This window comes from Cellulomonas sp. P1_G12_2, from assembly GCF_056405535.1.
On record NZ_JBFUBX010000001.1, the window covers coordinates 1223301 to 1249888 of the forward strand.

The window sequence follows — 26588 nt, forward strand, 5'->3', positions numbered from 1 at the left end:
TTGAACATGTTCAGTTGAACATGTTCAACTGGCTGCATGAGCGACGACACGAAGGCCCTCGTCCGGTCCACGGCCCTGCGGCTGTTCCGGGAGCGCGGGTACGCGGCCACGACGATGCGGGCGATCGCGCAGGAGGCCGGGGTGGCCACGGGGAACGCGTACTACCACTTCGCGTCCAAGGACCACCTGGTGCAGGAGCTGTACCTGGACGTGAACCGCGAGCAGACCGTGGCCGCCCGTGCGGTCCTCGCGCAGGGCGGAGACCTCGCGACCCGACTGCGCGGAGTGCTCCTTGCCGGCGTCGACGCGTTCGAGGGCTATCACGCGTTCGGCGGCGAGTTCATCACCGTCGCCATCCGCCCCGGCTCGGCGGCGAGCCCGTTCTCCGCCGAGTCGAGCGAGTCCCGGCAGATGAGCCAGGCGATCTTCCGCGAGCTCGTGGACGGCGCGACGCCCGCAGTGCCCACCGTCCTGCGCGACGAGCTCCCGGAGCTGCTGTGGTTGGCCCAGCTGGGGGTCACCCTCTTCTGGGTCTACGACGGCTCGCCGGGCCAGCGGCGGACGCGGACGCTGATCGAGGGGATCGCCCCGCTGATCGGTCGGCTGGTGCGCCTGTCGCGGCTGCCGGTGCTGCGCGGCGCGGCGGACGACGTGCTCGCGCTGGTGCGGGCGGTGCGGGCGTGAGCGAGCTGTCGCCGGTGGCCGGGGATCTTGTCCGCGTGGTCGTCGGGCTCGGCACGGTCGTCGTCCTGCCTCTCGGGCTGCGGCTGCTGGGCGACCGGGCGGTCCCGCGCTCGGCGTCGATGCTCTGGCCGCTGGTCGGGCTGCTCGCCGCGGTGAGCGTCTGGCTGCCGGTGGGTCCCGCCGCGGCCGCGCTCGCCGTGCCCTTCGCCGCGGCCGCGGTCGTCCTGGCCGGCTGCGTGCTGCGGGTGCGACTCGTGTCCACCGCGGTCGCGCTGGCGACGCCGCTGGTCGGGGCGCTGGCGCTCGTCGCGGAGCGGGCGGGCTGGGGCCTGCTCGGGTTCTCCGGCGACTACCTCGCCCTCACCGTTCCGCACATGCTGTTCGCCGGGTTCGGCGCGTGCCTGGTGGTCGGCCTCGTGGCGCACGCGGCGGCCGGGCCCGTGACACGGGTCGCCGCGACGGCGGCACCCGCAGGCGTGGTCCTCGTCCTCGTCGGCTACTTCTTCTCGGATGCCGCCGAACTGGTCGGCGCCGCGATGCTGACCCTCGGGCTCTGGTGCTCCGCGGCGGCGACCCTGGGGCTGACCGGTTCTGGGGCGGCGCGCGCCCTGCTCCGCGTGGGGGCGGCGACGATCGTCGCCTCGATGGTGCTCGCCCTGTGGTGGGCGCTCGGGGAGGCCACCGGGATCGCGCACCCGAGCCTGTCGTCGATGGCCGCGACGCACGGGGTGGCCAACGCGCTCGGCTTCGTCCTGTGCACGCTGCTCGGCCTCCGGCTCCGGGGCCCGGTCCCGGAACCGACCGGGCTGACGTACACCGAGGTCGGTGCGACCCAGGGCGGTCCGCTCCCCGCCGGGTACCGGCACCTGCGTGTCCGGCACCTGCTCACTCCCGATTCGCGCCCCGACGACCTCGCCCGGGTCGGCGACGCGCTGCTGCGCTGGCAGGTGCACGCGGCCGCAGGCATCGGGCTGCTCCACGACGCCGACGCCGCTGCCCCGGGGGTGCGGGTCGCCAGCCGGCTCGGCATCGGGCCGGTCCGGCTGCACGAGCCGTGCGAGGTGGTCTGGGTCGAGCGCACGGCGGACCGGGTCGGCTTCGGCTACGGCACCGTGTCGGGCCACCTGTTCCGCGGCGAGGAGTCGTTCACCGTCGAGCGCGACGCGGCGGGCGACCTCTGGTTCGTCGTGGGCGCGTACTCCGTCCCCGACCTCTGGTGGGTGCGCGCCGTCGGCCCGCTCACCGTCGTCGCGCAGCGCGCCTACCTGCGACTGCTCGCCCGCGGCGCACGCCGGGTGCTCGCCGCGGACCGGCGCACGGTCGGGAGCGTGGCATGAACGTCCGTGGCCCGCGCGCGATCGCGGCCCTGTGCCTGCGCTGCCTGGCGGTGCTCACCGTGGTCAACCTGGTGGCGTTCGCCGTGCTCGGCGTGATCAGCCATCTCCACGACCCCGTGGCCGGTGTCCCGAGCATCGGGGTCTACATCCTCGTCGTGGGCCTGCTGGTGGCGATCGTCCCGATCGCTGCGGTGGGTTTCCCGATGGGCGTGCTGACCGCGCACCTGCTGCAGGGATCCACCCGGGAGTGGGTCCACGTGACCGTGTTCGCCCTGGTCGGTGCGGTCCTGTCGGTCACGCTGTTCGGCATGCTCAACTACCTCAGCGTCGTCGGCTGGTACGCGCTCGTGGCCGCCGCCGAGGGTGCGCTGGGCGCGGGCGTCGCCCGGTGGTGGACCGGCCGCGTGCACGCCGGTCAGACCCGATGGACGGACGAGCAGGGCGCGGCGCTCCCATGGGGAAGGATGACCCCGTGAGCATCGAGACCCCCTTGGTCCTGCGCGGTCGGCTCGTCCTCCCCCGGGGGGTCCTCGACGACGGTGTCGTGGTCGTCGACGACGGGACGATCGTCTGGGTGGGCCCCTCCGAGCGGCTGCCGCGCGGCTGGGTGCTGCCGTCGGTGAGCGACGCGACGATCCTGCCGGGGCTGGTGGACCTGCACTGCCACGGCGGCGGCGGCGCCAGCTTCCCCGACGCGGCCGATGCCGCGGACGCCCAGCGGGCGGTCGACGAGCACCGCCGGCACGGCACCACCAGCCTCGTCGCGTCGCTGGTCACGGCCGCGCCGCAGGTCCTGCTGGCGCAGACCGCTCTGCTCGCGGACCTGGCGGACGCCGGCGAGATCGTCGGCATCCACCTCGAGGGCCCGTTCCTGTCCGCGGACCGCTGCGGCGCCCAGAACCCGGCCGACATGCTCGCGGGAGACCCCGAGCTGGTCCGCGCCATCGCCGGGGCCGCGCGGGGGCACCTCGCGACGATGACCGTGGCGCCGGAGGTGTCCGGCGCAGAGGCGGTGCTGGAGGCCCTCGTCGACGTCGGCGCGGTGCCGTCGATCGGCCACACGGACGCCTCCGCGGAGCAGGTCGACGACGCAGTGGACCGCGCGTTCGACCTGCTCGCCGCGACCTCCAACCGTCGACTCACGGCCACCCACCTGTTCAACGGCATGCGCCCGCTGCACCACCGCGACCCGGGCCCGATCGCCGCGTGCCTGGCGGCCGCTGCCCGCGGCGAGCTGGTGGTCGAGCTGATCGCCGACGGCACCCACCTGGCCGACGGCACGGTCCGGTCGGTGTTCGACCTGGTGGGCGCGGGCTCGATCGCCCTGGTGACCGATGCCATGGCCGCCGCGGGCATGCCGGACGGCGAGTACCGGCTGGGACCGATGGCGGTGCGGGTGGCCGACGGGGTGGCCCGGATCGCCGACGAGACGGGCGCGATCGCCGGGGGAGTGGCACACCTGCTCGACATCGTGCGCAGGGTGGTCGCCGCCGGGGTCCCCCTGGAGGACGCCGTGCTCGCCGCGGCGACCGTGCCGGCCGACGTCCTGGGCCGGCGCGACCTGGGCGCACTGGCCGCGGGCCGCCGAGCCGACCTGGTGGTGACCGACGACGACCTCGTCCCCGTCCGCGTGATGCGCGGGGGCGCCTGGGTCTAGCGGGGTTCGAGCACGACGACCGGCGTCTCGGTCGTCCGCGTGGCGGCCCAGGCGTCGAGCTTCGGGTCGACCACGGACCAGAGCCTCCAGAGCCGTTCACGCTCCTGGCCGACCGCGGTGCGGGCGCGTACCGGCCGCGCCTGCTGGCCGTCCAGCCTGACGACGGCCTCGGGGTGGGCCTCGAGGTTGAGCCACCACGCGGGGTGCCCCTCGATCCAGCCGTTCATCGCGAGCGCGACGAGGTGGGGACCGTCCTCCAGGTAGCCGAGGATGACGCTGCGCTCCTGCCCGGAGGCCCGGCCGGTCGTCGTCAGGCGCAGGGCGCCCCAGCCGCGCTTGTTCGACGGCGTCCAGAGGAACCGTCCGCCGCTGAGGCGGTAGAGGCCCCGGTGCACCCGCCAGGCGACCCGGATGAACCACGACGGCGGGAGCCACGGAGCACGTTCCGGGGTCGTCATCGCCCCACCGTAGCGGCCGCCACGCGCGGCCCCGCAGCGAGGCCAGCCGCACCGCACCGACCAGGACGAGACGCAGGTCGTGCACCCACCGCCGCCACGGAGACCTCCGCCGACGACCAGTCGTAGCGGTCGCTCCCGGGGACGTCCACGTGACCGAGCAGCCGCCACGACCGTCCGTCGCGCACCTCGACCCGCACGGAACCGCCCCCGGCGACGGTCGACGTCCCGGAACAGCACCCGGCCGGTGCGGCGGCCCCGCGTGACCTCGAGGGCGTCGCCGGCCTCGCGGGTGCGCGCCGTGAAGGTCACGCCCTCGCGCTCGTCGTGGTCGATGGCCCGGACCTCCGTGTCGAGGAGGCGTCGTGGCGGGAGGGGCTCGCCCGCGACGTCGACCCCGACCACGAGCGGGAGTTCCGCCGACGACGGGCCGTGCTGCCGGCCGACGGCGAGGACCTTCTGACGGGATCGCCGGTGGCGGGCCGGCTGCACGTCCCGCCCGGGGGTGCCGCGGTGCTAGCGGCGCGGGGGAGCGGTGCTGGTCCGCGTGGTGAGGACGGGCGCGAGGAGGCGGGTCTCGGCGGGCTGGTCCCCGTTGAGCCGGCCGATCGCCATGTCGACCGCGACGCTGCCGATGGCGTGCGCCGGGATGTCGACGGAGGTCAGCGGCTGGGTCTGCCCGAGGGCCACGTCCTGGGGACACACGGCCACGACGGAGATGTCGCCGGGCACGTCCTTGCCGCGCGACCGGAGCGTCTCGAGGACCGCGGGCAGTGCCACCTCGTTGTGCACGACGATGGCGGTCACGTCCGGCAGAGCGGCGAGCACCTGGTCGACCGCCTCGATGGCCCCGCTGTGCGACGACTCGCAGGTCTCGAAGACGGACTCGATCCCCAGCCGGTTGGCCTCCTGCGTGAACCCGCGCACGAGCCGCACGGCGTAGGTGGTGCGCCGGCTCAGCACCGCCCGCGGGGAGCCGATCAGTGCGACCTGCCGGTGCCCGAGCTCCGCGAGGTGCGCGACGGTGACCCGTCCGACGGCTTCGAAGTCGAGGTCGACGCACGAGAACCCGGTCGCGTCGCGTGGCAGCCCGATGAGCACGGCGGGCTGCCGCTGCCGGCGCAGGATGGGCAGCCGGGGGTCCTCGGCCTCGACGTCCATCATCAGCACGGCGTCGACCATGGAGCCCGCCGCGACCCGCTCGATCCCGTCGTGGTCGTCCTGGGTGAGCAGCAGGACGTCGTGCTTGTAGGACTGCGCGCGCGTGACGACGCCGGTGACGAACTGCATGATCACGCCGACGTTCACGTCGACGCGTAGGGGGGCCATGAGCGCGAGCACCTGGGTGCGCTGTGAGGCGAGCGCGCGGGCGCCGGCATGGGGGCGGTAGTCGAGCTCGCGGACCGCGCGCTCGACGCGGGCGCGGGTCTCGGCCGAGATGGGGCGCTTGCCCGAGAGCGCGTACGACACGGTGGAGACGGAGACGCCTGCGGCTCGGGCGACGTCGTCGATCGTGCTCACCGCGGTGCTCCTCCAAGTCGTCGAGCCCCGGTCGCCGGGTGCCGGGAGTCACCCTAGCGGGCCCCCTCCGACCCGCTGGGGAACTATCGCCTGGACGGCGTCGTCCAAGGCGAAGCGCTTCGACGATAGCGCTCCCAGGCGAAGCGCGCATTCGTGGTGGACAAGATGAGAATCGGCAGTTAGCCTATCGAAGCGCTTCGACGATCGGGTACCCCCACCCGACCATCCACTCGATGAGGAGAACCCGGATGAGGATCAGCACACGGCGATGGGCGGCTGTCGGTACCGCCGCCCTCCTGGCCCCGCTCGCACTGACGGCCTGCAGCAGCAGCGGCGGTGACAGCGGCGGCGGAGACGGTGACGCGGACACCAAGACGCTCACGATCTGGCACTACGAGAACGACGAGTCCGCGATGGGCCAGGCATGGGCCAAGGCCATCGAGATCTTCGAGGAGGAGAACCCCGACGTCACCGTCGAGGTCGAGAAGCAGACCTTCGAGCAGATCCAGAAGAACGCCAAGATCGTGCTCACCGGCGACGACGTCCCGGACGTCATGGAGTACAACAAGGGCAACGCGACCGCCGGGCAGCTGGCCTCGCAGGGCCTGCTCACGCCGCTGACGGACGCCGCGAAGGAGAAGGGCTGGGACACCGCGCTCAGCGGCTCCATCGCGACGACCGCCCAGTACGACGAGGACGGGCTCATGGGCTCGGGCGAGTGGTACGGCGTGCCCAACTACGGCGAGTTCGTGGGCGTCTACCTCAACAAGGACATGTTCGCCCAGTACGGCATCGAGGTGCCGACGACGTTCGACGACTTCGAGGCCGCCCTGGCGACCTTCAAGGAGAACGGCGTCACGCCGCTCGCCGAGGCCGGCGCGGAGTACCCCCTCGGGCAGCTCTGGTACGAGCTGGTCCTGCACTACGGCGACCGCGCGCTGGTCGACGACTACCAGCTGTTCGCCAACGACGTCGACTGGCACGGCGAGGCGATGACGCAGGCGACCGAGAAGCTCGACGAGTGGGTCAAGAACGGCTACATCGCGTCCGACTCGGCCGGCCTGACCGCCGAGGACATGGGCGTGTCGTTCATCGACGGCACCTACCCGATCATGGTCTCGGGCTCGTGGTGGTTCGGCCGCCTCCAGTCGGAGATCCAGTTCGACTGGGCGCAGACGCTGTTCCCCGAGAACGCGCTGCACCCGGGCTCGTCCGGCAACCTCTGGGTCGTCCCGACGAACGCCGACTCGAAGTCGCTGGCCGAGGAGTTCATCGACATCACGCTGCGCCCCGAGGTGCAGGACGTGCTCGGCCAGGCAGGCGGTCTGCCGGTCGCGGGCGACCCGACGGCCATCACGGACCCGAAGACGGCGGAGCTCACGCAGAACTTCGCCGACATCCTCGGTGACGACGGCCTGGCGTACTACCCCGACTGGCCGGTCGCGGGCTTCTACGACGTGATCGTCAGCCAGCTGCAGTCGCTGGTCAACCAGTCCAAGTCGCCGGACGAGGTGCTCACCGGCCTCGAGGACGCCTACGTGTCCGGCAAGCAGGACCTGCTCGGCGAGTGACCCCGCCGTGCCCGGGCGGGAGCTGCCCGCAGTCAGCACCCGCCCGGGCCGTCAGGCCCGCCCTACGGAGGACCCCATGAGCACCGACGCTCTGCACGACCGCACGATCGACGCCGCGCCCCCCGCCACGGGTGGACCTCGTCGCCGCCGGACCCGCCCCACCTGGGTCTCCTACCTGCCGTACCTGGTGCCCGGTCTCATCGGGTTCGTCGTCGTCATCGGCATCCCGTTCGGGACGAACGTCGTCTACAGCTTCCAGAAGTGGAAGGGCGGAATGGCCCCGCACACCTGGGTCGGGTTGGACAACTACGCGGCGCTGCTGCACGACGAGCAGTTCTGGACCTCGTTCCGCAACTCGATCTCGATGATCGTCGCGATGGTGATCGTGCCGACGCTCATCGGCCTCCTGCTCGCGTCCGTGCTCTTCGACTACCTCGGCAAGACGTTCGGCGCCCGCTCCGCCTCGGTGCTGCGGGCCACGTACTACCTGCCGCAGATCCTGCCCGTCGCCGTCGCCGGTGTGCTGTGGAACTGGATCCTCAACGCGCAGACCGGCGCCGTGAACGAGATCCTGCGGTCGATCGGCATCGAGAACCCCCCGAACTGGCTGGGCTCGCCCACGACGGCGCTGCCCAGCGTCATGCTCGTCCTGGTGTGGGTGCAGATCGGCTACCCGGTCGTCATCTTCATGTCCGCCCTCCAGCGCGTCGACCCCGAGCTGTACGAGGCGGCCGAGCTGGACGGTGCGAACTGGTGGCGCCGGTTCCGTGCCATCACGATCCCGCAGATCAAGCCTGAGACGTTCGTCGTCGTGCTCACCTGCACGGTCGCCGCGCTCAAGGTGTTCGGCCCGATCTACGTGCTCACGCGCGGCGGCCCGGAGAGCTCGACCCTGGTGCCCAGCTACTACTCGTACCTCAACTTCTTCGACAAGTCGAAGGTCGGCTACGGCGCCGCGGTGGCCAACGTGCTCACGCTCGTGATCGTCATCGTCGCCGGGATCATCCTCGTGGCGCAGGCGCGCAGCGAGCGCAAGGAAGGGGTCGGCTGATGGCCGTCGACGTGATCGACGCTCCGGCGACGAGGATGCCCGCCGACCTGCCGGCCGGTGCTCGTCACCGTCGCGGGACGACCCGCTGGTTCGTGCTGGCGTTCGCGGTGCTCGTGGCCGTGCTCATGATCGTGCCGTTCCTGATCATGCTGCTCAACGCGTTCAAGTCGCCCGCCGACTACTCCCTGAACGGCCCGCTCAGCTGGCCGCAGGAGTTCTACACCGAGGGCGTCAAGGCGTTCTGGGAGCGCGTGGACTTCCCTCAGAAGCTGGTCAACTCGATCTGGATCTCGAGCGCGGTGGCCGTCGCGGGCACCCTGCTCTCGCTGCTGAACGCGTACGCGATCGGCATCGGGCGGATCAAGGCGCGACTGTGGGTGGTGACCCTCTTCCTGCTGGCGACGATGCTGCCGCAGGAGGCCCTCATCTACCCGCTGTTCACCATGGCGCAGCAGGCCGGGCTGTCGAACTCCCCGTGGTCGGTGATCATCATCTTCACCGTCATCCAGTCGGCGTTCGGCACCTACCTGCTCTCCTCGGTGCTGGGCACGTTCCCCAAGGCGCTGCTCGAGGCGGCCGCGCTCGACGGCGCGACCCGCTGGCAGGTCCTCTGGAAGGTCGTCTTCCCGGTGGTCCGGCCGACGCTCTCGGTGCTGATGATCTTCTTCTTCATCTGGACCTGGAACGAGTTCTTCATCCCGCTGGTCATGCTCACGTCCAACGACACGCAGACGATCCCCGTGGCCCTCGCGTCCCTGCAGGGTGACCGGATGATGGATGCACCGACGACCAACGCCGGTGCCCTGGTCTCGCTCGTGCCGGCAGTCATCTTCTTCCTCCTGTTCCAGCGCACCCTGACCCGCGGCGTCACCGCCGGCGCGGTCAAGTAAAGGCAGCGACCATGAAGTTCACCGACGGGTACTGGCAGCTCCTCCCCGGCGTCCAGGTGCTGCGCCCGCGCAGCGTCGCGGACGTCGTGGTCGGCGAGGACACGCTCACGGTCTACAGCGCGACGGTCCCGCTCACGTCGCGCGGCGACACCCTGAACCGCCCGCTCGTCACGGTGACGTTCTCGTCGCCGATGGACGACGTGATCGGCGTCCGCATCGAGCACCACGTCGGCGGCGTCGACCGCGGCCCCGCCTTCGAGGTCGCGACGTCGCCCGCGGACGTCAAGGTGGTCGTCGACGGCCCCGTGGCGTCGCTGCGGTCCGGTGGGCTCACCGCCCGGGTGTCCACCGAGGGGGAGTGGGGCGTCGAGTTCGAGGCCGACGGGCGGGTGCTGACGTCGTCGACCGCGCGCAGCATCGGCGTGGTCACGGACGCGCAGGGCGACTCCTACGTGCACGAGCAGCTCTCGCTCGGCATCCGGGAGCACGTCTACGGGCTCGGCGAGCGGTTCGGTGCCTTCGTGAAGAACGGCCAGTCCGTCGACGTCTGGAACGAGGACGGCGGCACGGCCAGCGAGCTGGCGTACAAGAACGTGCCGTTCTACCTGTCCGACGCGGGCTACGGCGTGTTCGTCGACCACCCGGGCCGGGTCTCCTTCGAGATCGGCTCCGAGGCGGTCTCCCGCACCCAGTTCTCCGTCCCGGGCCAGACCCTGCAGTACTACGTGATCCACGGTCCGACGCCCAAGGCGGTGCTGCGCCGGTACACCGCGCTGACCGGCCGTCCGGCGCGGGTGCCGGCCTGGTCGTACGGCCTTTGGCTGTCGACCTCGTTCACCACGCAGTACGACGAGGCCACCGTGATGTCGTTCGTCGACGGCATGGCCGAGCGCGGGCTCCCGCTGAGCGTCTTCCACTTCGACTGCTTCTGGATGCGCGCGTTCCACTGGACCGACTTCACGTGGGACCCGGCGACGTTCCCGGACCCCGAGGGCCTCCTCGAGAGGCTGCACGCCAAGGGCCTCAAGGTCTGCGTCTGGATCAACCCGTACATCGCGCAGCGTTCGGGCCTCTTCGAGGAGGGGCGGGCGGGCGGCTTCCTGGTGAAGCGCGCCGACGGGTCCGTGTGGCAGACCGACCAGTGGCAGGCGGGCATGGCACTCGTCGACTTCACCAACCCGGACGCCGTCGCCTGGTACCAGGGGCACCTGCGCCGGCTGCTCGGCCAGGGGGTCGACGCCTTCAAGACGGACTTCGGCGAGCGGATCCCGACCGACGTGGTCTGGCACGACGGCTCGGACCCCGAGCGCATGCACAACCACTACACGCACCAGTACAACCGCGCGGTCTTCGAGCTGCTCGAGGCCGAGCGCGGTCCGGGCGAGGCCGTGCTGTTCGCCCGGTCGGCGACCGCGGGTGGCCAGCAGTTCCCCGTGCACTGGGGTGGCGACTGCGAGTCGACGTTCGTCTCGATGGCCGAGTCGCTGCGCGGCGGGCTCTCGCTCTCGTCGTCCGGGTTCGGCTACTGGAGCCACGACATCGGGGGCTTCGAGGGCACGCCCGACGCCGCGGTGTTCAAGCGCTGGCTGCCGTTCGGCCTGCTCTCGTCGCACAGCCGCCTGCACGGCTCGGACTCCTACCGGGTGCCGTGGGCGTTCGACGAGGAGGCCGTCGACGTGACGCGCACCTTCACCGAGCTCAAGCTCGCGCTCATGCCGTACCTCGGCCGGGTGGGGCTCGACGCCCACGAGCAGGGCCTGCCGGTGATGCGCCCGATGGTGCTCGAGTTCCCCGACGACCCCGGGGCGGCCACCGTCGACACGCAGTACATGCTGGGCGAGTCCGTGCTGGTGGCGCCGGTGTTCTCCGCCGACGGGCGCGTCGACGTCTACGTGCCGGAGGGGACCTGGACGTCGCTGCTCACCGGCGACCAGGTGACCGGTCCGCGCTGGGTGCGCGAGGAGCACGGGTTCTCGTCGCTGCCCGTGTACGTGCGGCCCGACTCGGTGCTGCCGGTGGGTGCCCGCACGGACCGTCCGGACTACGAGTGGGCCGACGGCGTCACGCTGCGCCTGTTCGAGCTGGCCGACCAGCACCGGTCGGTCGTCGTCGTGCCGGCCTCCGACGGGGGTGACCCGACGACGTTCGTGGTCGAGCGCACCGGCGACGCCGTCCGCGTCGAGGCGCGTGGCGCAGTCGGTCCGTGGAACGTGCAGGTCGGTCTCGACGGACCCGGCGCGAGCGCGATCGCGGGGCAGACCACGGTCGAGCTCACGCTCTGACGGGTCCCGTCACCCCAGGGGAACCTGGGGTGGCGGGAGCGTTCCCACGACGTGTATCGTATCGATTCGACACCACGGCGCGGCTCGTGGCCGTCCGGCGCAGGAGCCGGTCGAGGACCGTGCGCCCGCCACCATCACCCGGATCCGTCCGCACGATCGAAGGACCCGCTCATGACGACCTCGCGCCCCTCCGGACGCCAGTTCCCCGCCGACTTCCTCTGGGGCTCGGCCACCGCCTCGTACCAGATCGAGGGTGCGTTCGACGAGGACGGTCGCGGCCCGTCCATCTGGGACACGTTCTCCCGCACGCCCGGCAAGGTGCTCGACGGCGACACGGGTGACGTCGCGGCGGACCACTACCACCGCGTCGCCGAGGACGTCGCGATCATGAAGGACCTGGGCCTGCAGGCTTACCGGTTCTCGATCGCGTGGCCCCGCGTCCAGCCCACCGGTTCGGGCGAGTTCAACCAGGCCGGCCTCGACTTCTACGTCGACCTCGCCGACCGCCTGATCGCCGCCGGCATCAAGCCTGTCGCCACGCTCTACCACTGGGACCTCCCGCAGGCGCTCGAGGACGAGGGCGGCTGGGCCAACCGGCAGACCGCGCTGCAGTTCGAGAAGTACGCGCGCAAGCTCGCCGAGGTGCTCGGGGACCGGATCCACCTGTGGACCACGCTGAACGAGCCGTGGTGCTCGTCGTTCCTGGGCTACGCGTCCGGCGTCCACGCCCCCGGCGTGACGGACGACGCGAAGGCGCTCGCCGCCGTGCACCACCTCAACCTCGCGCACGGCCTCGCCGGCCGCGCCATCAAGGACGTGCTCGGCCAGGACACCCCGATCTCGGTGACGCTCAACCTGCACGTCACGCGCGCCGCGACCGACGCCCCCGAGGACGTCGAGGCCAAGCGCCGCATCGACACCATCGCCAACGAGGTCTTCCTCGGCCCCATCCTCGACGGTGCGTACCCCAAGGAGGTGTTCGCCGACACCGAGGCGATCACCGACTGGTCCTTCGTGCTCGACGGCGACCTCGACCTGATCCAGGTCCCCCTCGCGCTGCTGGGCATCAACTACTACTCGACCGGTCGGGTGCAGCACGGCACGCCCGCCGGCGGCGACGGCACCCCGGGTCCGGACGGCCACCGCTCGTCCGAGAACAGCCCGTGGGTCGGCGCCGCCAACGTCGAGTTCCTCCCGCAGCCGGGGCCGCACACCGCGATGGGCTGGAACATCGAGCCCCAGGGCCTGGTGGACCTGCTCCTCGAGATCCACGACCGCTACCCGGGCATCCCGATGGCGATCACGGAGAACGGTGCCGCGTTCTACGACGAGGTCAGCGAGGACGGCCGCGTGCACGACGCCGGACGCGTGGCCTACCTGCACGACCACATCGACGCGGTCGGCGAGGCCATCGAGCGCGGCGCGGACGTGCGCGGCTACTTCGTCTGGTCGCTGATGGACAACTTCGAGTGGTCCTACGGCTACGACCGCCGCTTCGGCGTGGTCCGCGTCGACTACGACACCCTGGAGCGCACGGTGAAGGACTCGGGCCTCTGGTACCGCGAGCTCCTGCGCACCAACACCATCCCGACCCCGGAGTCCGCCGCCCTCTGACCCACTCCGCTCCCGCAACGTCCGCACTCCGTCGGGTCCCGAACCCCTCGAGTGCGGACGTTGCCGTCTCCCCATCCGGACGTCCGCACTCGTGTGGGTTCCTGCCTGCTGGAGTGCGGACGTCCCGTGGGTCGTGGGGGAGGATGGGGCGGTGGGACGACGATCGACGAAGCGGCCGTACGGCGCGGAGCACGTCGAGCTCGACCTCGATCGCGCCACGGGCGGCCGGCAGTCCGAGTCCGCGGCCGACGGCGAGTGGGTGGTCCAGCGGGTGCGCGGGTCCGACCGTGAGTACCGGTGCCCCGGCTGCGACCAGCTGGTGACCGCGGGCACCTCGCACGTCGTCGCGTGGCGGTCCGACGGGCTGTTCGGCGAGGCTCTCGACGACCGCCGGCACTGGCACCCCTCCTGCTGGCAGGCACGTGCCCGACGGGGACCGACCCGACGATGACTCGCGCCCCCCGGCTCGTCGCCACCGACCTCGACGGCACCCTCCTGCGCCCCGACGGCACGGTCTCCCCGCGCACGGCGGCTGCCCTGGTGCGCGCAGCCGACGCCGGGGTCGAGGTGGTGTTCGTGACGGCACGGCCGCCGCGCTGGCTGCGTGAGCTCGCGTCGCACGTGGCCGGTCACGGGGTCGCCATCTGCGCCAACGGTGCCGCGGTGCTCGACGTCGGCAGCGGGCGGGTGCTCGCCGAACGCGGGATGCCCCCGGAGCTCGTCGGCAGCATCGCGCACCGCGTCCGAACGGCCTGGGGTGGCCAGGACATGGTCCACCTGGCAGCGGAGAGCGCGGACGGCTTCGCGCACGAGACCCGGTTCCGGTCCAGCCATCCTGTCCCGGCAGGCAGCCCGGCGGCCGACCGCATCGAGGAGGTCCTGCGCCCCTCGACCTTCAAGCTGCTGGTCCGCACCGCTCGGCCGCCGACCGCGACGTTCGCCGACGAGCTCGCGGCCGTCGTCGGCGACCTGGCGGTCGTCGCGGACTCCGGCGCCGTCGGACTGGGCGAGATCTCGGGTCCCGGGATCACCAAGGCGGCCACCCTCGCCGACTGGGCCGCGTCGCGGGGCATCGACCCGGCGGACGTCTGGGCCGTCGGCGATGCGCCCAACGACCTGTCCATGCTCGGCTGGGCCGGCACCTCGTTCGCGATGGCCAACGCGCACGCGTCCGTGCTCGCCGCGGCGACGCGACGGTGCGCGTCGAACGCCGACGACGGGGTGGCCGACGTCCTGGAGCTCGCGGGTGCGCTGGCCGAGGGCGCCTTAGGCTCGTCGCGATGACGACGAACACGCAGGACCCCGGCCTCATCCGCTCGTTGACGGTCTTGCCCGCCGCGCGCCAGGACGTCGAGCTGCACACCGCCGACGGCCTGACGCTCGTCGGGGAGCTGGCGCGTCCGGCCGAGGCGCCACCCGCCGCGACGCTGGTGACCCTGCACCCGCTGCCCACCCACGGTGGCTACATGGACTCGCACGTGTTCCGGAAGGCGGCCTGGCGACTGCCTGCGCTGGCGGACCTCGCGGTGCTCCGGTTCAACACGCGCGGCACGGTCAGCCCGCGGGGGAGGAGCGGCGGGGCGTTCGAGGGCGGGGTCGGCGAGCGGTTCGACGTGCACGCCGCGATCGAGTTCGCCGAGTTCCACGACCTGCCGAACAGGTGGCTGGTCGGCTGGTCGTTCGGCACCGAGCTGGTGCTCATGCACGGCCGCGACCCGTCGATCGAGGGCGCGATCCTGCTCTCGCCGCCCCTGCACCGCGCCACGGACGCGGACCTCGACGCGTGGGCGGAGTTCGGCAAGCCCCTCGTGGTGCTGGTCCCGGAGCTGGACGACTACCTGCGCCCGGACGAGGCGCGCCGCCGGTTCGCGCGCGTCCCGCAGGCCGAGGTGATCGGCGTGGACGGCGCCAAGCACCTGTGGGTCGGCGAGGCGGCGGTCCGCCGGGTGCTCGACGAGATCGTCGCGCACGTGCTGCCCGACCACGAGATCCCGCTGCCCACCCACTGGGCCGGCCCGAGCACGACAGCGGAGGACGACGCATGAGCCTGCACACCTACCGCGCCGAGGGCGACGGCGTCCCGATCGTCCTCCTGCACGGCTTCCCGCTCGACCACCGCATGTGGGACGACGTCGCCCGGCTGCTGCCGCCGGGTCACCCGGTGCACGCCGTGGACCTGGCGGGGACGCCCGGACACGCGACCGACCTGCCCGAGCCGTCGCTCGAGGCGTCGGCGGACCAGGTCGCGGAGGTGCTGCGCGGCGTCGGTGTGACGAGCGCGGTGATCGCCGGCCTGTCCATGGGCGGCTACGTCGCGCTCGCGCTGCTCCAGCGGCACCCGGAGCTGGTGGCCGGGCTGGCGCTGGTCGACACGAAGTCCACCGCCGACGCCCCGGAGGCGCGCGCCAACCGGCTGCGGATCGCCGCCGAGGCGGAGTCGACGGGGTCGGTCGACCCGGTCCGACCCATGGCCACGTCGCTGCTGGGGGAGACGACGAGGACCGCGCGGCCCGAGGTGGCCGACCAGGTCGCCGCCTGGATCGACCAGCAGGAACCCGCGGGCATCGCCTGGTCGCAGCGGGCGATGGCGGCCCGGCCCGACCGCTCGGACGTCCTCCGGGCGTTCACGGGCCCGGTGGTCGTGGTGGTCGGCGACGAGGACACCGTCACCCCGGTCGCCGCCGCCGAGCACCTCGTGTCCACCGCCGAGGGCGCCCGGCTCGTCGTGGTCCCGCAGTCTGGGCACCTGTCGTCGGTCGAGCAGCCGGCCGCGGTCGCGGAGGCGATCGCCGAGCTCGCCCAGGCGGCCGGCTCCGCCTGACGTGCCCGGCTAGATCACGAGGCTGAGCAGCAGGACGAAGATCAGCGCGGTGACCGACAGCACGGTCTCCATGAGGGACCACGTCTTGAACGTCTGGCCGACGGTCATCTTGAAGTACTCCTTGACCAGCCAGAACCCGGCGTCGTTCACGTGGCTGAGGAACACGGACCCGGCGCCGATCGCGAGGACCAGCAGGGCGACGTGGGTGGTCGAGAGGTCCGTCGCGAGCGGGGCCATGATGCCGGCGGCGGTGATCGTGGCCACGGTGGCCGACCCCGTCGCGAGCCGGATGAGCACCGCGACGATCCACCCGGCGAGCAGCGGGGGGATCGCGGCGTCGGTGATCCCGCTGGCGATGACGTCGCCGACGCCGGAGTCGACGAGCGTCTGCTTGAACCCGCCGCCCGCGGCGACGATGAGCAGGATGCTCGCGATCGGCGCGAACGAGGAGTCGACGAGCTTGCTGACCTGCGAGCGCGTGTTCCCCAGCGCCGTCCCGAGGGCGACCATGGCCACCAACGTCGTGATGAGCAGCGCGACCAGCGGTGTCCCGAGGAACACCAGCACCTGACCGACGGTGTTGTCGTCGGAGCCGGACGCCTCGACCACGGTCCGCAGCAGCATGAGCACGACGGGCAGCAGCACGACCATGAGCGCGACCCCGAACCGGGGACGGCGGGCGTCCTCGTCGGTGCGCGCCTCGCCCAGGAACACGTCGGGCGGCGGCAGGACGACCCACCGGGCCAGCGGCTTGGCCAGCAGCGGGCCGGCGATGATCACGGTGGGGATCGCGACCAGGAGGCCGAGGCCCAGGGTCGTGCCCAGGTCGGCGCCCAGCGCGTCGATCGCGATGAGCGGCCCGGGGTGGGGCGGCACCAGCCCGTGCAGAGCGGAGAGCCCGGCCAGGGCGGGGATCCCGAGCACGATCATGGAGAGCTTCGACCGCCGGGCCGCGAGCATCACGACCGGGATCAGCAGGACGACGCCGACCTCGAAGAAGAGCGGGATCCCGATGACGAACGCGATGAGGGCCATCGCCCAGGGCAGCCGCTGCACGGGGGTCCGGGACAGGATCGCGTCCACGATCTCGTCCGCGCCGCCGCTGTCGATGAGCAGCTTGCCGATGATCGCGCCGAGCGCGATGAGCAGCCCGACACCGGCGACGGTGGTCCCGACGCCGGCGACGAAGCTGGTGAACGCGTCCTGGTAGCCGATCCCGGCCAGCACCGCGAGCACACCGGCGCCGAGCGTCAGGGCCAGGAACGGGTGCATCTTGAGGCCGACGATGAGCGCGACGATGACCAGGATGCCGATGATCGCCGCGATGATGAGCTGGGTCTCGCCGACCCCCTCCGCGGCCGCGGTGACGAGCTGCTGGGAGATCATGAGCGCTCCTCGGACAGGTGGAGGGCAGCCATCGCGCGGTCGGCCACGGCGTCGGGCGGTTCCTCGACGGAGATCGTCACGCCGTCCTCGGCGTCCGTCAGCGGCTCGAGGGTGGCGAGCTGGGACGTGAGCAGGGACGTCGGCATGAAGTGCCCGGCACGGTGCTCCATGCGGTCCTCGAGCAGCGCGGCCGGAGCCTCGAGCTGCACGAACCGCACGCGCCCTTCGGCCTCGCGCAGCAGGTCCCGGTAGACGACCTTGAGTGCCGAGCACGTGACGACGGCGCTCTCACCGGCCCGCGACCTCGCGGTCATCCAGTCCCGGATGGCGCGCAGCCACGGCCAGCGGTCCTCGTCGGTGAGGGGCTCGCCGGCGGACATCTTGGCGATGTTCTGCGGCGGGTGGAACTCGTCCGCCTCCGCGTACGGCCACCCGAGCCGCTCGGCCAGGATGCGGGCGACGGTCGTCTTGCCCGATCCGGCGACCCCCATGACGACGACGTGCACGATCTCGGTCATGTAGCGACGCCCCTGTCCGCCGGCCCCCTGCTGCCTCTGGGAGCCTTGCACGGGCGGTCCGAGCGCGCGCGGCGAGAGACGTCAGCGGGCGAGCACCCGGGCGAGGGCCTCCGACATGTCGAGCGACTCTCCGTCCTTGCCCCCGGCCCCGATGACCAGCGGGGGAGCGGACGGCTCCGGGGTGACGCCGCGGAACCGCGCGGCGAGGCTCGACGGCGTGGTCAGCACGTAGAACCTGCCCTCGGTGTCCACGGCGACGGTCTCGTCGCGGCGCAGGTACCAGCCGGTCAGCGGAGTCCGGTAGCGGGTCCGGCCGTCGTAGCTGCGTGCCGACAGCGGGACCGGCGCGGGTCCGAACTTCAGTGCACGGCGCAGGAACGCGTCGATCTGCTCCTGCGCCTGCGCCGACTCGGCGCGCTGCCGGCCCGCCAGCAGCTCGCCGTGCGCCGCCGCCGCTGCCCGACGCTCCTCGCGCCAGGCCGCGGCCGCGTCAGCCTTCTCCTCGGTCACGTCGACCCCTCGCGGGTGGACCCGTCAGTGGGAGGACGCGGCTGCGTCGTCCTTGGCGGGCTGCTCGTCCGGGGCATCGGCAGCCGGGGGAGCGTCCTTGACCTCAGGGCTCTCCGGCTCGGCGTCGTCGACGGGGGCGTCCTTGGACGGCTCCGCCTCGTCGGTCCGCGGCTCCGGGACGACGGGCACCGCGGCCGACACCGGCGCCGGGCGCGACTTCGTGGGTCGGGACGCAGGCCGGGCCGGCTTCCCGGCGGGGGCCGGGGCTGAGTCGTCCGACGTCGCGCTCGACGCCTTCGCCGCGGAAGCCTCGCTGGACCCCGCGTTCGCCGGCTTCCCCTTCTGCTCCTTCTCGAACGCTGCCTCGGCGCGTGTCGCGCGGTCCAGCGTGGCGCGGTCGGGGTTGTGGCCGAGCAGGTTGCGCAGCTCGTCGAGGTAGGACGTGATCGACTCGCGCTGGCGGTTGAGGTCCTCGACCTGCCGCGTCGCGGACGTTCGCTCCCGCTCCGACTCGATCATCGCGTCGGAGATCTGCTTCTCGGCGTGCTCGCGGGCCTCCGCGACCACCCGGTCCGCGTTCTTGCGGGCGTTGGAGATGAGCTCCTTGGCGTGCTGCTCGGCGTCGGTGCGCACCTTGTCGGCCTGCGCCAGCGCCTTGGCCACCCGCTGCTCGGCCTCGGCGGCGTGCGCCTCGGCGTCGCGGACCAGACGCTCGGTCTCGGCGCGCGCGGTCTCGTGGCGGTCGGCGTCCTCGCGCTCGGCGGCCTCGCGACGCGATGCGATCGTCAGCTCGGCGTCGGCCAGCTGCTGCTCCGCGGAGCGGACCATCTCGTCGGCGTGGGTCTTCGCCGACGTGGTCAGCTCGGCCGCGGCACGACGCGCCTCGGTGAGGGCACGCTCGACCTCGAGGCGGGTGCGCTCGCGCAGCTCCGAGGTCTCGCGGTCAGCGGACGCGCGCAGCTCGCCGGTCTCGCGCGCCGTGACCTCCTGCAGCTCGGCCGCCTCGCGGGTCGTGACGTCGCGCAGGTGCGACGTCTCGTGCGTGGCCCGCTCGCGCAGCTCGGTGGTCTCGCGCTCGGCCTGCGCGCGCAGGTCGGTGGCGTACCGCTCGGCGTCGCCGCGCAGGGCGACGACGGTCTGCTCGGCGTCGGCCCGCTGGGCCCCGAGCTCGTCGGCTGTCTTGGAGCGCAGCTCCCCGGTCTCGCGCTCGGCCTGGGCGCGCACGAAGGCCGCGTACTGCTCGGCCTCGACCCGCAGCGCCGCGACCTCGGCCGCGACCCGCTGCTGGAGGGCAGCCGCGTCCCGCTCGGCGGCCGCGCGCACGCCGTCCGCGTACTCCTGGGTCTGCACCCGCAGGGAGGTGACCTCCTCGGCAGCCTGCTGACGGGCGGCTCCCACCTCGGCCGCGACGTCGCTGCGCTGCTGGGCCACGTACCGGTCGACCTCGATGCGGGCCGCCGCGAGCTCGCCCTCGACCCGCTGGCGCAGCTCGGTGGTGTCGGCGTCGGCGCTCTGGCGCAGGTCCTGCGCGTAGCGCTCGGCCTCCTCGCGCTGGGCGGTGGTCTCGGCCTCGGAGCGCGCACGGAGCTCGCTCGCGGTGCGCTCGGTCGCGATGCGCAGCTGCGTCGCCTCGTGCTCGACGCTCGCGCGCAGCGTGCCCAGCTCGCGCTCGAGCGAGCTGCGACGCTCGCTCTCCTCGGTGGTGATCGCGCTCTGGATGCGGGCGGCCTCGCGCTCCGCGGAGCCGACCAGCTCCTCCGCGCGGCGCTGCGCGGCCAGGAGCGTGCTCTCGGCCTCCGCCGCGGCCGTCGTCTTGACCTCGTCGGCCTCACGGCGGGCGGTGGCGACGACCTCGGCGACCTCGTTCTCCGCGCGCGCCCTCAGCTGGCCCGACGAGAGCTTGGCGCGGGCGAGCGCGTCGGCCGCCTGGGCGTTGGCCTGTGTGACCACGTCCGAGGACTGCTCCTCTGCGGACCGCAGCAGCTGCTCGATGCGCGAGCCCAGACCGGAGTAGGTGGGGCGCTCGGCCTCCCGCAGCTGGCGGTGCGCCTCGGAGAGCTCACCCGCCACCTGCATGGCGCGTCCGTCGAGGGACTCGACCTGGGCGCGGGCGTCGGCGAGGGCCTTCTCCAGCCCGGAGATGCGGGCGTCGACGGCTTCGCGTTCGTAGCCGCGGAAGTTGACGACGGGGAAGGGGGTCCGGGCGTCGGGCACGAGCAGTCCTCCTGGGCACGGGGCTCCGTGCGAGCGGCCTCGGTCGAGGCGCTCGTCGACTTCCGGAGCCCGCCGGTCAGGATACGCGTGTTCGCGGTGCTGTGGTCAGGACCCTGCCCGGTACGCACACCGCGGAGGATCCGTCCACTCGATCCCGGTTCGGCCGTGACGTGCCCCTCTGCCTATCCTGGGGTTTCTCTTCCCTGGAGGATCCTGCGTGCTCAAGCGTCTGATCATCGCCGCCGTCGGCGTCGCCGGACTGATCATCATCGGTCTCGGCATCGCGTCCGCGACGGTGTGGCGGGCCGACGACGTCCTCGTCGCGACGACGTCCGGTGGCTCGCACACCCTCGTCACCGACCCCGGCGTCCTCGAGCTCGGCGGCGACCCCGTGACCGTCACGGTGAGCGTGCCGGACGGTGGCGACGTCGTCCTCGCGGTCGGCCGTGACACGGACGTCGACGGCTGGGTGGGGACCGACGCGCACGCCCGGGTGACCGGCCTGTCCGGCTGGCACACGCTGGCCGTGGACGACGTCGCCGCGCCCGAACCCACCCCCGCCGTCACACCCACCGACGCCGCCGCTCCGCCGGCAGACGCGGCCACCCCGGCGCCCTCCGAGGGCGAGGCGGAGGCCCCGGTCACCGTCGCCGACCCGACGGGTTCCGACCTGTGGGTCGCCGAGGAGACCGGGACCGGGTCTGCGACGCTCGTCTGGCCCGCGCAGGAGGGTCGCTGGAGCCTGCTCGCGGTCAGCACCGGCGAGTCCGCGCCGACCCTCTCGCTCGCCTGGCCTCGGGTGGTCACCACCCCGTGGCTGTGGCCGTGCGTGGCCGTCGGCACGCTGCTCGTGCTGCTCGCCGGGTGGCTCCTGCTGCGGGACGTGCGCCGCCGCCGTGCCGGGCTCGACGAGCCGGAGTGGACCGCCGTTCACACGGGTGCGACGCCCGCCGTGGTCATCGGCGCCGCGGACATCGACACGATCCCGGTGCTCACCCGTCGGCAGCTGCGCGAGGCGTCGCAGGCCCGTGCCGCCCGACCGCGCACAGGTTCCGTCCCCGCGGTGCCCTCGCCCACGAGCGCGCCCGCAGGGGAGCCCGCGCCGACGTCCCCGACGACGCCCGCACCCGTCGGTACCAGCCGCCGCGCGCTCCGCCCGCCGACCGGGGCCGTCCCGGTGGCGTCGGCCGGCCCGACGTCCGAGCGCACGGCCCCCGTCCCGGGCCCGACGAGCCCGACCCCCGAGCGCATGGTCCCCTCCCCGGGTCCGACGGGTCCGACGCCCGAGCGCACAGTCCCCGTCCCGGGCCCGACGAGCCCGACGCCCGGGCGCACGGTGCCCGCCCCGGCTCCGACGCCGACCACTGGTCCGTCCGCACCGACGGCGACCCCGTCGGTGCGCCCGCCGGTGCCCGTGCCGACCGCGTCCTGGTCGGCCCGCCAGCCCGCGCCGGTCGCGCCCCCCGGTCCGTCGGCCTCCGCAGTCTCCGGTCCGCCTGCGCCGAGCGCACCCGCCGAGCACAGCACGGTCCCGCACGGCCGTCCGTCGTGGGCGCAGCGCGGCACGTCGCCCGTCCCGCCCACCGCCGCACCGGCGGCGCCCCCCGCAGCCCCCGGCCCGAGCAGCCCCGCCGGGTGGTCGGCCGTCCCACCGCCGCCGGGCGCCCGGCTGCGTCCGGGCTCACCGGCGGGGCCAGACGCCGAGCCCGTGCACACCGGCCGCCCCACCTGGGTGCGGACCACGACGCCTCACGAGCCTGACCCCGACGAGTCCGCCACCGCGGGATCACGGGCCGACGCCTGGCGCCGGGCGTGGGGGCTGCCCCCCACGGACGAGGGTGCGCGGCCCAGCGACACGAACAAGGAGGACCGATGACACGCCGAACGCGGTCCCGCCGCCTCGTCGCGGCCCTCGGCGGCCTGCTGGTGCTCGGGCTCGCCGCCTGCAGCACCCCGCTGCCGCAGGCCCAGCCCGAACCCGTCCCCGCCGTCGCGCCCGCGGTCACCACCGTGGTCCAGTCCCAGGACGTGCTGGCCGACCTCGGCGCCGTGCTCACGGCGTCCGACGCGGCCCTCGACGCTACGCAGCTGCCGGCACGCGTCGCCGGGCCGGCTCTGGCCGTGCGTACCGCGGAGTACGTCCGCGCGACCGCGACCGCCGGCGCCAAGCCGCCGACGCCGTTGCCCACGGACGAGCAGGCGCTGATCGTGCCGCAGACCGACACCTGGCCGCGGACGCAGCTGGTCGTCACCAAGCAGCCCGACGACCTCCAGGCGCCACGCATCCTCGTGATGCAGCAGGCGACCCCCCGCGAGCCGTACAAGCTGTGGGGATGGGGCCGCATGGGTGCCGGCATCCAGATGCCGGCCACCGCCGCCCCGGAGACGGGCAGCCCGGTGCTCGCCCCGGACGCCACCGGTCTCGTGATGACCCCGGTCGAGGCCTTCCAGCAGTACGCGGACGTCCTGGCCAACGGGGACGCCTCGGCGTTCGCCGCGAGCTTCCTGCCCGACACCTTCAGGTCGAGCGTCGAGGCGGCGCGCGCGGCGACGGCAGCCGGTGTGCAGGCGGCGGGGTCCGCGGTCGAGACGTACACGCCGGACCCGACGACGCCGGTGGTCAGCCTCCAGACCGTGGACGGGGGAGCGATCGTCGTCGGCCAGCTCACCACCGTGTCCACCGTGACGCTCACCGTCGCGGGTGGCACGATCCCGATCTCCGACCCGTTCTACGCGGCGCTCACCGGCAAGACGAGCGCCGGCAGCAACTTCGTCCGGACGTTCACCGACGTGCTCGTCATGTACGTACCGCCGGCCGGCAGCCCCGCACTCGTGCAGCTGCTCGCCGCCGAGCACGCCGTGACGTCCGCGACGGCCCAGTAGACCGACAGGCACCCCGCACTCCCCAGCGACTCCAGCGCGCAGCCGAAGGAAGACCGACGCATGTCCCAGCCGACCGGACCCCGCCCCCGCCTCGACGTGCGCGGGGCGGTGGACCTCTCCACGCTCAACCGACCCGCGACCCCCCCGCCCGGGAGCCCGGGTGGGCTGCCGTCGCCCGGTACCTACGTGGTGGACGTCGACCAGGAGTCGTTCCCCGACCTCGTGCAGAGCTCCACGCAGTACCCGGTGGTCGTGGTGCTCTGGTCGCCACGGAGCGAGGCGAGCGCCACGGTCGCCGCCGACCTCGCCTCCCTGGCCGACGAGGACGGTGGCCGCTGGCAGCTGGCGCGCATCGACGCCGAGGCCAACCCGCAGGTCGCCCAGGCGTTCCAGGCGCAGAGCGTGCCCACCGTCGTCGCCGTGCTCGCGGGTCAGCCGCTTCCCCTGTTCCAGGGCGCGTACCCCCGGGACCAGGTCCGTGCCGTCCTCGACCAGGTGCTCGCCGCCGCCGAGGCCAACGGGATCACCGGCCGTGCGGCGCCGAGCACGGGCGCCGCCGCCCAGGACGAGCCGGAGGCCGAGCCCGAGCTCCCGCCCCTGCACCAGGCGGCGTACGACGCGATCGAGCGCGACGACCTCGCCGCAGCCACCGCCGCCTACGAGCAGGCGCTGAAGGAGAACCCGCGCGACTCGCTCGCGCGTGCAGGACTGGCCCAGGTGGGACTACTGGACCGGACCCGGGACGCCGACCTCCAGGCAGCGCGCGCCGCGGCGGCGGACGACCCGTCGGACGTCGACGCCCAGCTGGCGGTCGCGGACCTCGACATCCTGGGCGGGAAGGTGGAGGACGCGTTCGCACGCCTGGTCGACGTCCTGCGGACCACCGCCGGCCCGGAGCGCGAGCGGGTACGCGTCCGTCTGGTCGACCTGTTCGAGGTCATCGGCGGCGAGGACCCCCGGGTGATCGCCGCCCGACGTGCGATGGCCAGCGCGTTGTACTGAGCGCGTTTGCGCAGGTCGGAGGCTTCGAGGCCGAGTGACCCGCGTCACCGCTCGCGGATTTGCTCTCCGGCGGGATGCCTGCGTAATCTTCTCGACGTCGCCCGGCAGGGAGGAACGGACACCGCGGATCGAACCGCAGTGGCTGGTCCCCCGGAGCGACATCCTCGGACTCTTCGACCGGCGGCCAGATCGTCGGTCATCAGGAGCGTCCGGACGCGGAGCCCAGGCTCTCGCCAAGCCGAATCTCCTCTGACCAGGGGATTTGACGAGGCAGGGCCGCTCCGCTAAGTTAGAGCAGTTGCCTCCGGACAGGTTGAAAGGCCTGGAAGGATGCGCGTCTGTTCCTTGAGAACTCAACAGTGTGCCAAATAGTCGATGCCATATGGCTCGCTATCGGAGGATGTTCTGTCCCGTTCGGGGTGGGGTGTTCGAGGGTGGTGGGTCTTGGTTGAGATAGGTGCCGTTTCTCCACCTCCGTGGGGTGCGGTGCCAAAATTCAGCCGAATCTGAACGGTCCTTATCGGGACCATTTCGTGTGTCGGTTGCTCTGCTGCTTTTGGGTGGTGGGGTGCCATGTAGACATTTACGGAGAGTTTGATTCTGGCTCAGGACGAACGCTGGCGGCGTGCTTAACACATGCAAGTCGAACGGTGATGGCCAGCTTGCTGGTCTGATCAGTGGCGAACGGGTGAGTAACACGTGAGCAACCTACCCCAGACTCTGGAATAACCATGGGAAACGATGGCTAATACCGGATACGAGACACACGCGCATGTGTGGTGTCTGGAAAGATTTATCGGTCTGGGATGGGCTCGCGGCCTATCAGCTTGTTGGTGGGGTAGTGGCCTACCAAGGCGACGACGGGTAGCCGGCCTGAGAGGGCGACCGGCCACACTGGGACTGAGATACGGCCCAGACTCCTACGGGAGGCAGCAGTGGGGAATATTGCACAATGGGCGCAAGCCTGATGCAGCGACGCCGCGTGAGGGATGACGGCCTTCGGGTTGTAAACCTCTTTCAGCAGGGAAGAAGCGCAAGTGACGGTACCTGCAGAAGAAGCGCCGGCTAACTACGTGCCAGCAGCCGCGGTAATACGTAGGGCGCAAGCGTTGTCCGGAATTATTGGGCGTAAAGAGCTCGTAGGCGGTTTGTCGCGTCTGCTGTGAAAACCTAAGGCTCAACCTTGGGCTTGCAGTGGGTACGGGCAGACTAGAGTGCGGTAGGGGTGACTGGAATTCCTGGTGTAGCGGTGGAATGCGCAGATATCAGGAGGAACACCGATGGCGAAGGCAGGTCACTGGGCCGCAACTGACGCTGAGGAGCGAAAGCATGGGGAGCGAACAGGATTAGATACCCTGGTAGTCCATGCCGTAAACGTTGGGCACTAGGTGTGGGGCTCATTCCACGAGTTCCGTGCCGCAGCAAACGCATTAAGTGCCCCGCCTGGGGAGTACGGCCGCAAGGCTAAAACTCAAAGAAATTGACGGGGGCCCGCACAAGCGGCGGAGCATGCGGATTAATTCGATGCAACGCGAAGAACCTTACCAAGGCTTGACATACACCGGAAACTTCCAGAGATGGTTGCCCCGCAAGGTCGGTGTACAGGTGGTGCATGGTTGTCGTCAGCTCGTGTCGTGAGATGTTGGGTTAAGTCCCGCAACGAGCGCAACCCTCGTCCCATGTTGCCAGCGGGTTATGCCGGGGACTCATGGGAGACTGCCGGGGTCAACTCGGAGGAAGGTGGGGATGACGTCAAATCATCATGCCCCTTATGTCTTGGGCTTCACGCATGCTACAATGGCCAGTACAAAGGGCTGCGATACCGCGAGGTGGAGCGAATCCCAAAAAGCTGGTCTCAGTTCGGATTGGGGTCTGCAACTCGACCCCATGAAGTCGGAGTCGCTAGTAATCGCAGATCAGCAACGCTGCGGTGAATACGTTCCCGGGCCTTGTACACACCGCCCGTCAAGTCACGAAAGTCGGTAACACCCGAAGCCGGTGGCCCAACCCTTGTGGAGGGAGCTGTCGAAGGTGGGACTGGCGATTGGGACTAAGTCGTAACAAGGTAGCCGTACCGGAAGGTGCGGCTGGATCACCTCCTTTCTAAGGAGCATCTGGCAGCCACATCGCCTGTCATGGGTGGTGGAGGGTGTCYAGGCCCGTTGTCCCTGCCGAACGAGTGGGGGACGGTG

General features: G+C 72.1%; 22 protein-coding genes and 1 rRNA gene. 17 read left to right on the forward strand and 6 right to left on the reverse strand.

Going from position 1 to position 26588, the window contains the following annotated elements; genetic code table 11:
- Window positions 1–36 precede the first annotated feature (36 nt).
- Genes AC1DXT_RS05875 through AC1DXT_RS05890 form a run of 4 tightly spaced genes read left to right on the forward strand, consistent with a single transcriptional unit; the run spans window position 37 to window position 3678 of the window.
- Window positions 37–684, forward strand: coding sequence for a TetR/AcrR family transcriptional regulator (locus AC1DXT_RS05875; RefSeq protein WP_477060400.1), 648 nt, complete (start codon window positions 37–39; stop codon window positions 682–684).
- The gene (locus tag AC1DXT_RS05880; protein ID WP_477060401.1) at window positions 681–2021 is read left to right on the forward strand and encodes a YndJ family transporter; all 1341 of its coding nucleotides are present in this window, start codon (window positions 681–683) and stop codon (window positions 2019–2021) included. Before AC1DXT_RS05875 ends, AC1DXT_RS05880 begins: the two co-directional genes overlap by 4 nt.
- Window positions 2018–2497, forward strand: a complete 480-nt coding sequence (locus AC1DXT_RS05885) for a hypothetical protein (RefSeq protein ID WP_477060402.1) — start codon at window positions 2018–2020, stop codon at window positions 2495–2497. The genes AC1DXT_RS05880 and AC1DXT_RS05885 overlap by 4 nt, the downstream gene beginning before the upstream one ends.
- Window positions 2476–3678: an N-acetylglucosamine-6-phosphate deacetylase gene (locus AC1DXT_RS05890; RefSeq protein ID WP_477060403.1), complete on the forward strand. Its 1203-nt coding sequence runs from the start codon at window positions 2476–2478 to the stop codon at window positions 3676–3678. The genes AC1DXT_RS05885 and AC1DXT_RS05890 overlap by 22 nt, the downstream gene beginning before the upstream one ends.
- Here the strand turns inward: AC1DXT_RS05890 and AC1DXT_RS05895 are convergent.
- The gene (locus tag AC1DXT_RS05895; RefSeq protein ID WP_477060404.1) at window positions 3675–4136 is read right to left on the reverse strand and encodes a nitroreductase/quinone reductase family protein; all 462 of its coding nucleotides are present in this window, start codon (window positions 4134–4136) and stop codon (window positions 3675–3677) included. The two genes, AC1DXT_RS05890 and AC1DXT_RS05895, sit on opposite strands and share 4 nt — an antisense overlap.
- Before the next feature lie 513 nt (window positions 4137–4649).
- Window positions 4650–5654: a LacI family DNA-binding transcriptional regulator gene (locus AC1DXT_RS05900; protein WP_477060405.1), complete on the reverse strand. Its 1005-nt coding sequence runs from the start codon at window positions 5652–5654 to the stop codon at window positions 4650–4652.
- Between the two features lie 248 nt (window positions 5655–5902).
- Here AC1DXT_RS05900 and AC1DXT_RS05905 point away from each other — a divergent pair, with 248 nt between their 5' ends.
- From AC1DXT_RS05905 to AC1DXT_RS05945, 9 genes are all read left to right on the forward strand, one after another.
- Complete coding sequence (locus AC1DXT_RS05905) at window positions 5903–7225, forward strand: ABC transporter substrate-binding protein (RefSeq protein ID WP_477060406.1); 1323 nt, start codon at window positions 5903–5905, stop codon at window positions 7223–7225.
- Window positions 7226–7301: 76 nt separating this feature from the next.
- Window positions 7302–8276, forward strand: a complete 975-nt coding sequence (locus tag AC1DXT_RS05910) for a carbohydrate ABC transporter permease (protein ID WP_477060407.1) — start codon at window positions 7302–7304, stop codon at window positions 8274–8276.
- Window positions 8276–9166, forward strand: coding sequence for a carbohydrate ABC transporter permease (locus tag AC1DXT_RS05915; protein WP_477060408.1), 891 nt, complete (start codon window positions 8276–8278; stop codon window positions 9164–9166). The genes AC1DXT_RS05910 and AC1DXT_RS05915 overlap by 1 nt, the downstream gene beginning before the upstream one ends.
- A gap of 11 nt (window positions 9167–9177) precedes the next feature.
- Window positions 9178–11448 carry an alpha-xylosidase gene (gene yicI / locus AC1DXT_RS05920; protein ID WP_477060409.1) on the forward strand — a complete coding sequence of 757 codons (2271 nt, stop codon included), beginning with the start codon at window positions 9178–9180 and terminating at the stop codon, window positions 11446–11448.
- Window positions 11449–11619: 171 nt separating this feature from the next.
- Window positions 11620–13062, forward strand: coding sequence for a GH1 family beta-glucosidase (locus AC1DXT_RS05925; protein WP_477060410.1), 1443 nt, complete (start codon window positions 11620–11622; stop codon window positions 13060–13062).
- Between the two features lie 151 nt (window positions 13063–13213).
- Window positions 13214–13513: a hypothetical protein gene (locus AC1DXT_RS05930; protein WP_477060411.1), complete on the forward strand. Its 300-nt coding sequence runs from the start codon at window positions 13214–13216 to the stop codon at window positions 13511–13513.
- Window positions 13510–14346 (forward strand): HAD family hydrolase, encoded by an 837-nt coding sequence (locus AC1DXT_RS05935; protein WP_477060412.1) that lies wholly within the window; start codon window positions 13510–13512, stop codon window positions 14344–14346. Before AC1DXT_RS05930 ends, AC1DXT_RS05935 begins: the two co-directional genes overlap by 4 nt.
- Window positions 14343–15107, forward strand: a complete 765-nt coding sequence (locus AC1DXT_RS05940) for an alpha/beta hydrolase (protein ID WP_477060413.1) — start codon at window positions 14343–14345, stop codon at window positions 15105–15107. The genes AC1DXT_RS05935 and AC1DXT_RS05940 overlap by 4 nt, the downstream gene beginning before the upstream one ends.
- Window positions 15104–15883 (forward strand): alpha/beta fold hydrolase, encoded by a 780-nt coding sequence (locus AC1DXT_RS05945; protein ID WP_477060414.1) that lies wholly within the window; start codon window positions 15104–15106, stop codon window positions 15881–15883. The genes AC1DXT_RS05940 and AC1DXT_RS05945 overlap by 4 nt, the downstream gene beginning before the upstream one ends.
- Window positions 15884–15892: 9 nt before the next feature.
- Here AC1DXT_RS05945 and AC1DXT_RS05950 read toward each other — a convergent pair whose 3' ends face one another.
- From AC1DXT_RS05950 to AC1DXT_RS05965, 4 genes are all read right to left on the reverse strand, one after another.
- Window positions 15893–17269, reverse strand: coding sequence for a GntT/GntP/DsdX family permease (locus tag AC1DXT_RS05950; RefSeq protein WP_477060415.1), 1377 nt, complete (start codon window positions 17267–17269; stop codon window positions 15893–15895).
- Complete coding sequence (locus AC1DXT_RS05955) at window positions 17266–17787, reverse strand: gluconokinase (protein ID WP_477060416.1); 522 nt, start codon at window positions 17785–17787, stop codon at window positions 17266–17268. Before AC1DXT_RS05955 ends, AC1DXT_RS05950 begins: the two co-directional genes overlap by 4 nt.
- Window positions 17788–17868: 81 nt before the next feature.
- On the reverse strand, window positions 17869–18297 hold the full coding sequence (locus tag AC1DXT_RS05960; RefSeq protein WP_477060417.1) for a hypothetical protein: 429 nt from the start codon (window positions 18295–18297) through the stop codon (window positions 17869–17871).
- A gap of 24 nt (window positions 18298–18321) precedes the next feature.
- On the reverse strand, window positions 18322–20511 hold the full coding sequence (locus AC1DXT_RS05965; protein ID WP_477060418.1) for a hypothetical protein: 2190 nt from the start codon (window positions 20509–20511) through the stop codon (window positions 18322–18324).
- A gap of 217 nt (window positions 20512–20728) precedes the next feature.
- On the opposite strand from AC1DXT_RS05965, the gene AC1DXT_RS05970 reads away from it, so the two are divergent.
- The 4 genes from AC1DXT_RS05970 to AC1DXT_RS05985 all read left to right on the forward strand — a co-directional run bounded on the left by AC1DXT_RS05970 (window position 20729) and on the right by AC1DXT_RS05985 (window position 26499).
- Window positions 20729–22387, forward strand: coding sequence for a hypothetical protein (locus tag AC1DXT_RS05970; RefSeq protein WP_477060419.1), 1659 nt, complete (start codon window positions 20729–20731; stop codon window positions 22385–22387).
- On the forward strand, window positions 22384–23394 hold the full coding sequence (locus AC1DXT_RS05975) for a DUF8094 domain-containing protein (RefSeq protein ID WP_477060420.1): 1011 nt from the start codon (window positions 22384–22386) through the stop codon (window positions 23392–23394). Before AC1DXT_RS05970 ends, AC1DXT_RS05975 begins: the two co-directional genes overlap by 4 nt.
- Before the next feature lie 60 nt (window positions 23395–23454).
- Window positions 23455–24396, forward strand: a complete 942-nt coding sequence (locus AC1DXT_RS05980) for a co-chaperone YbbN (RefSeq protein WP_477060421.1) — start codon at window positions 23455–23457, stop codon at window positions 24394–24396.
- Between the two features lie 582 nt (window positions 24397–24978).
- Window positions 24979–26499, forward strand: a 16S ribosomal RNA gene (locus AC1DXT_RS05985).
- The last annotated feature ends 89 nt before the right edge of the window (window positions 26500–26588 follow it).

Bases quoted from the DNA above. Each gene is read 5' to 3' on its own strand.
- AC1DXT_RS05875 (WP_477060400.1), top strand. From the start codon at position 37: ATGAGCGACGACACGAAGGCCCTCGTCCGGTCCACGGCCCTGCGGCTG.
- AC1DXT_RS05885 (WP_477060402.1), top strand. From the start codon at position 2,018: ATGAACGTCCGTGGCCCGCGCGCGATCGCGGCCCTGTGCCTGCGCTGC.
- AC1DXT_RS05890 (WP_477060403.1), top strand. From the start codon at position 2,476: ATGGGGAAGGATGACCCCGTGAGCATCGAGACCCCCTTGGTCCTGCGC.
- AC1DXT_RS05895 (WP_477060404.1), bottom strand. From the start codon at position 4,136: ATGACGACCCCGGAACGTGCTCCGTGGCTCCCGCCGTCGTGGTTCATC.
- AC1DXT_RS05905 (WP_477060406.1), top strand. From the start codon at position 5,903: ATGAGGATCAGCACACGGCGATGGGCGGCTGTCGGTACCGCCGCCCTC.
- AC1DXT_RS05910 (WP_477060407.1), top strand. From the start codon at position 7,302: ATGAGCACCGACGCTCTGCACGACCGCACGATCGACGCCGCGCCCCCC.
- AC1DXT_RS05915 (WP_477060408.1), top strand. From the start codon at position 8,276: ATGGCCGTCGACGTGATCGACGCTCCGGCGACGAGGATGCCCGCCGAC.
- yicI (WP_477060409.1), top strand. From the start codon at position 9,178: ATGAAGTTCACCGACGGGTACTGGCAGCTCCTCCCCGGCGTCCAGGTG.
- AC1DXT_RS05925 (WP_477060410.1), top strand. From the start codon at position 11,620: ATGACGACCTCGCGCCCCTCCGGACGCCAGTTCCCCGCCGACTTCCTC.
- AC1DXT_RS05935 (WP_477060412.1), top strand. From the start codon at position 13,510: ATGACTCGCGCCCCCCGGCTCGTCGCCACCGACCTCGACGGCACCCTC.
- AC1DXT_RS05940 (WP_477060413.1), top strand. From the start codon at position 14,343: ATGACGACGAACACGCAGGACCCCGGCCTCATCCGCTCGTTGACGGTC.
- AC1DXT_RS05945 (WP_477060414.1), top strand. From the start codon at position 15,104: ATGAGCCTGCACACCTACCGCGCCGAGGGCGACGGCGTCCCGATCGTC.
- AC1DXT_RS05950 (WP_477060415.1), bottom strand. From the start codon at position 17,269: ATGATCTCCCAGCAGCTCGTCACCGCGGCCGCGGAGGGGGTCGGCGAG.
- AC1DXT_RS05955 (WP_477060416.1), bottom strand. From the start codon at position 17,787: ATGACCGAGATCGTGCACGTCGTCGTCATGGGGGTCGCCGGATCGGGC.
- AC1DXT_RS05975 (WP_477060420.1), top strand. From the start codon at position 22,384: ATGACACGCCGAACGCGGTCCCGCCGCCTCGTCGCGGCCCTCGGCGGC.
- AC1DXT_RS05980 (WP_477060421.1), top strand. From the start codon at position 23,455: ATGTCCCAGCCGACCGGACCCCGCCCCCGCCTCGACGTGCGCGGGGCG.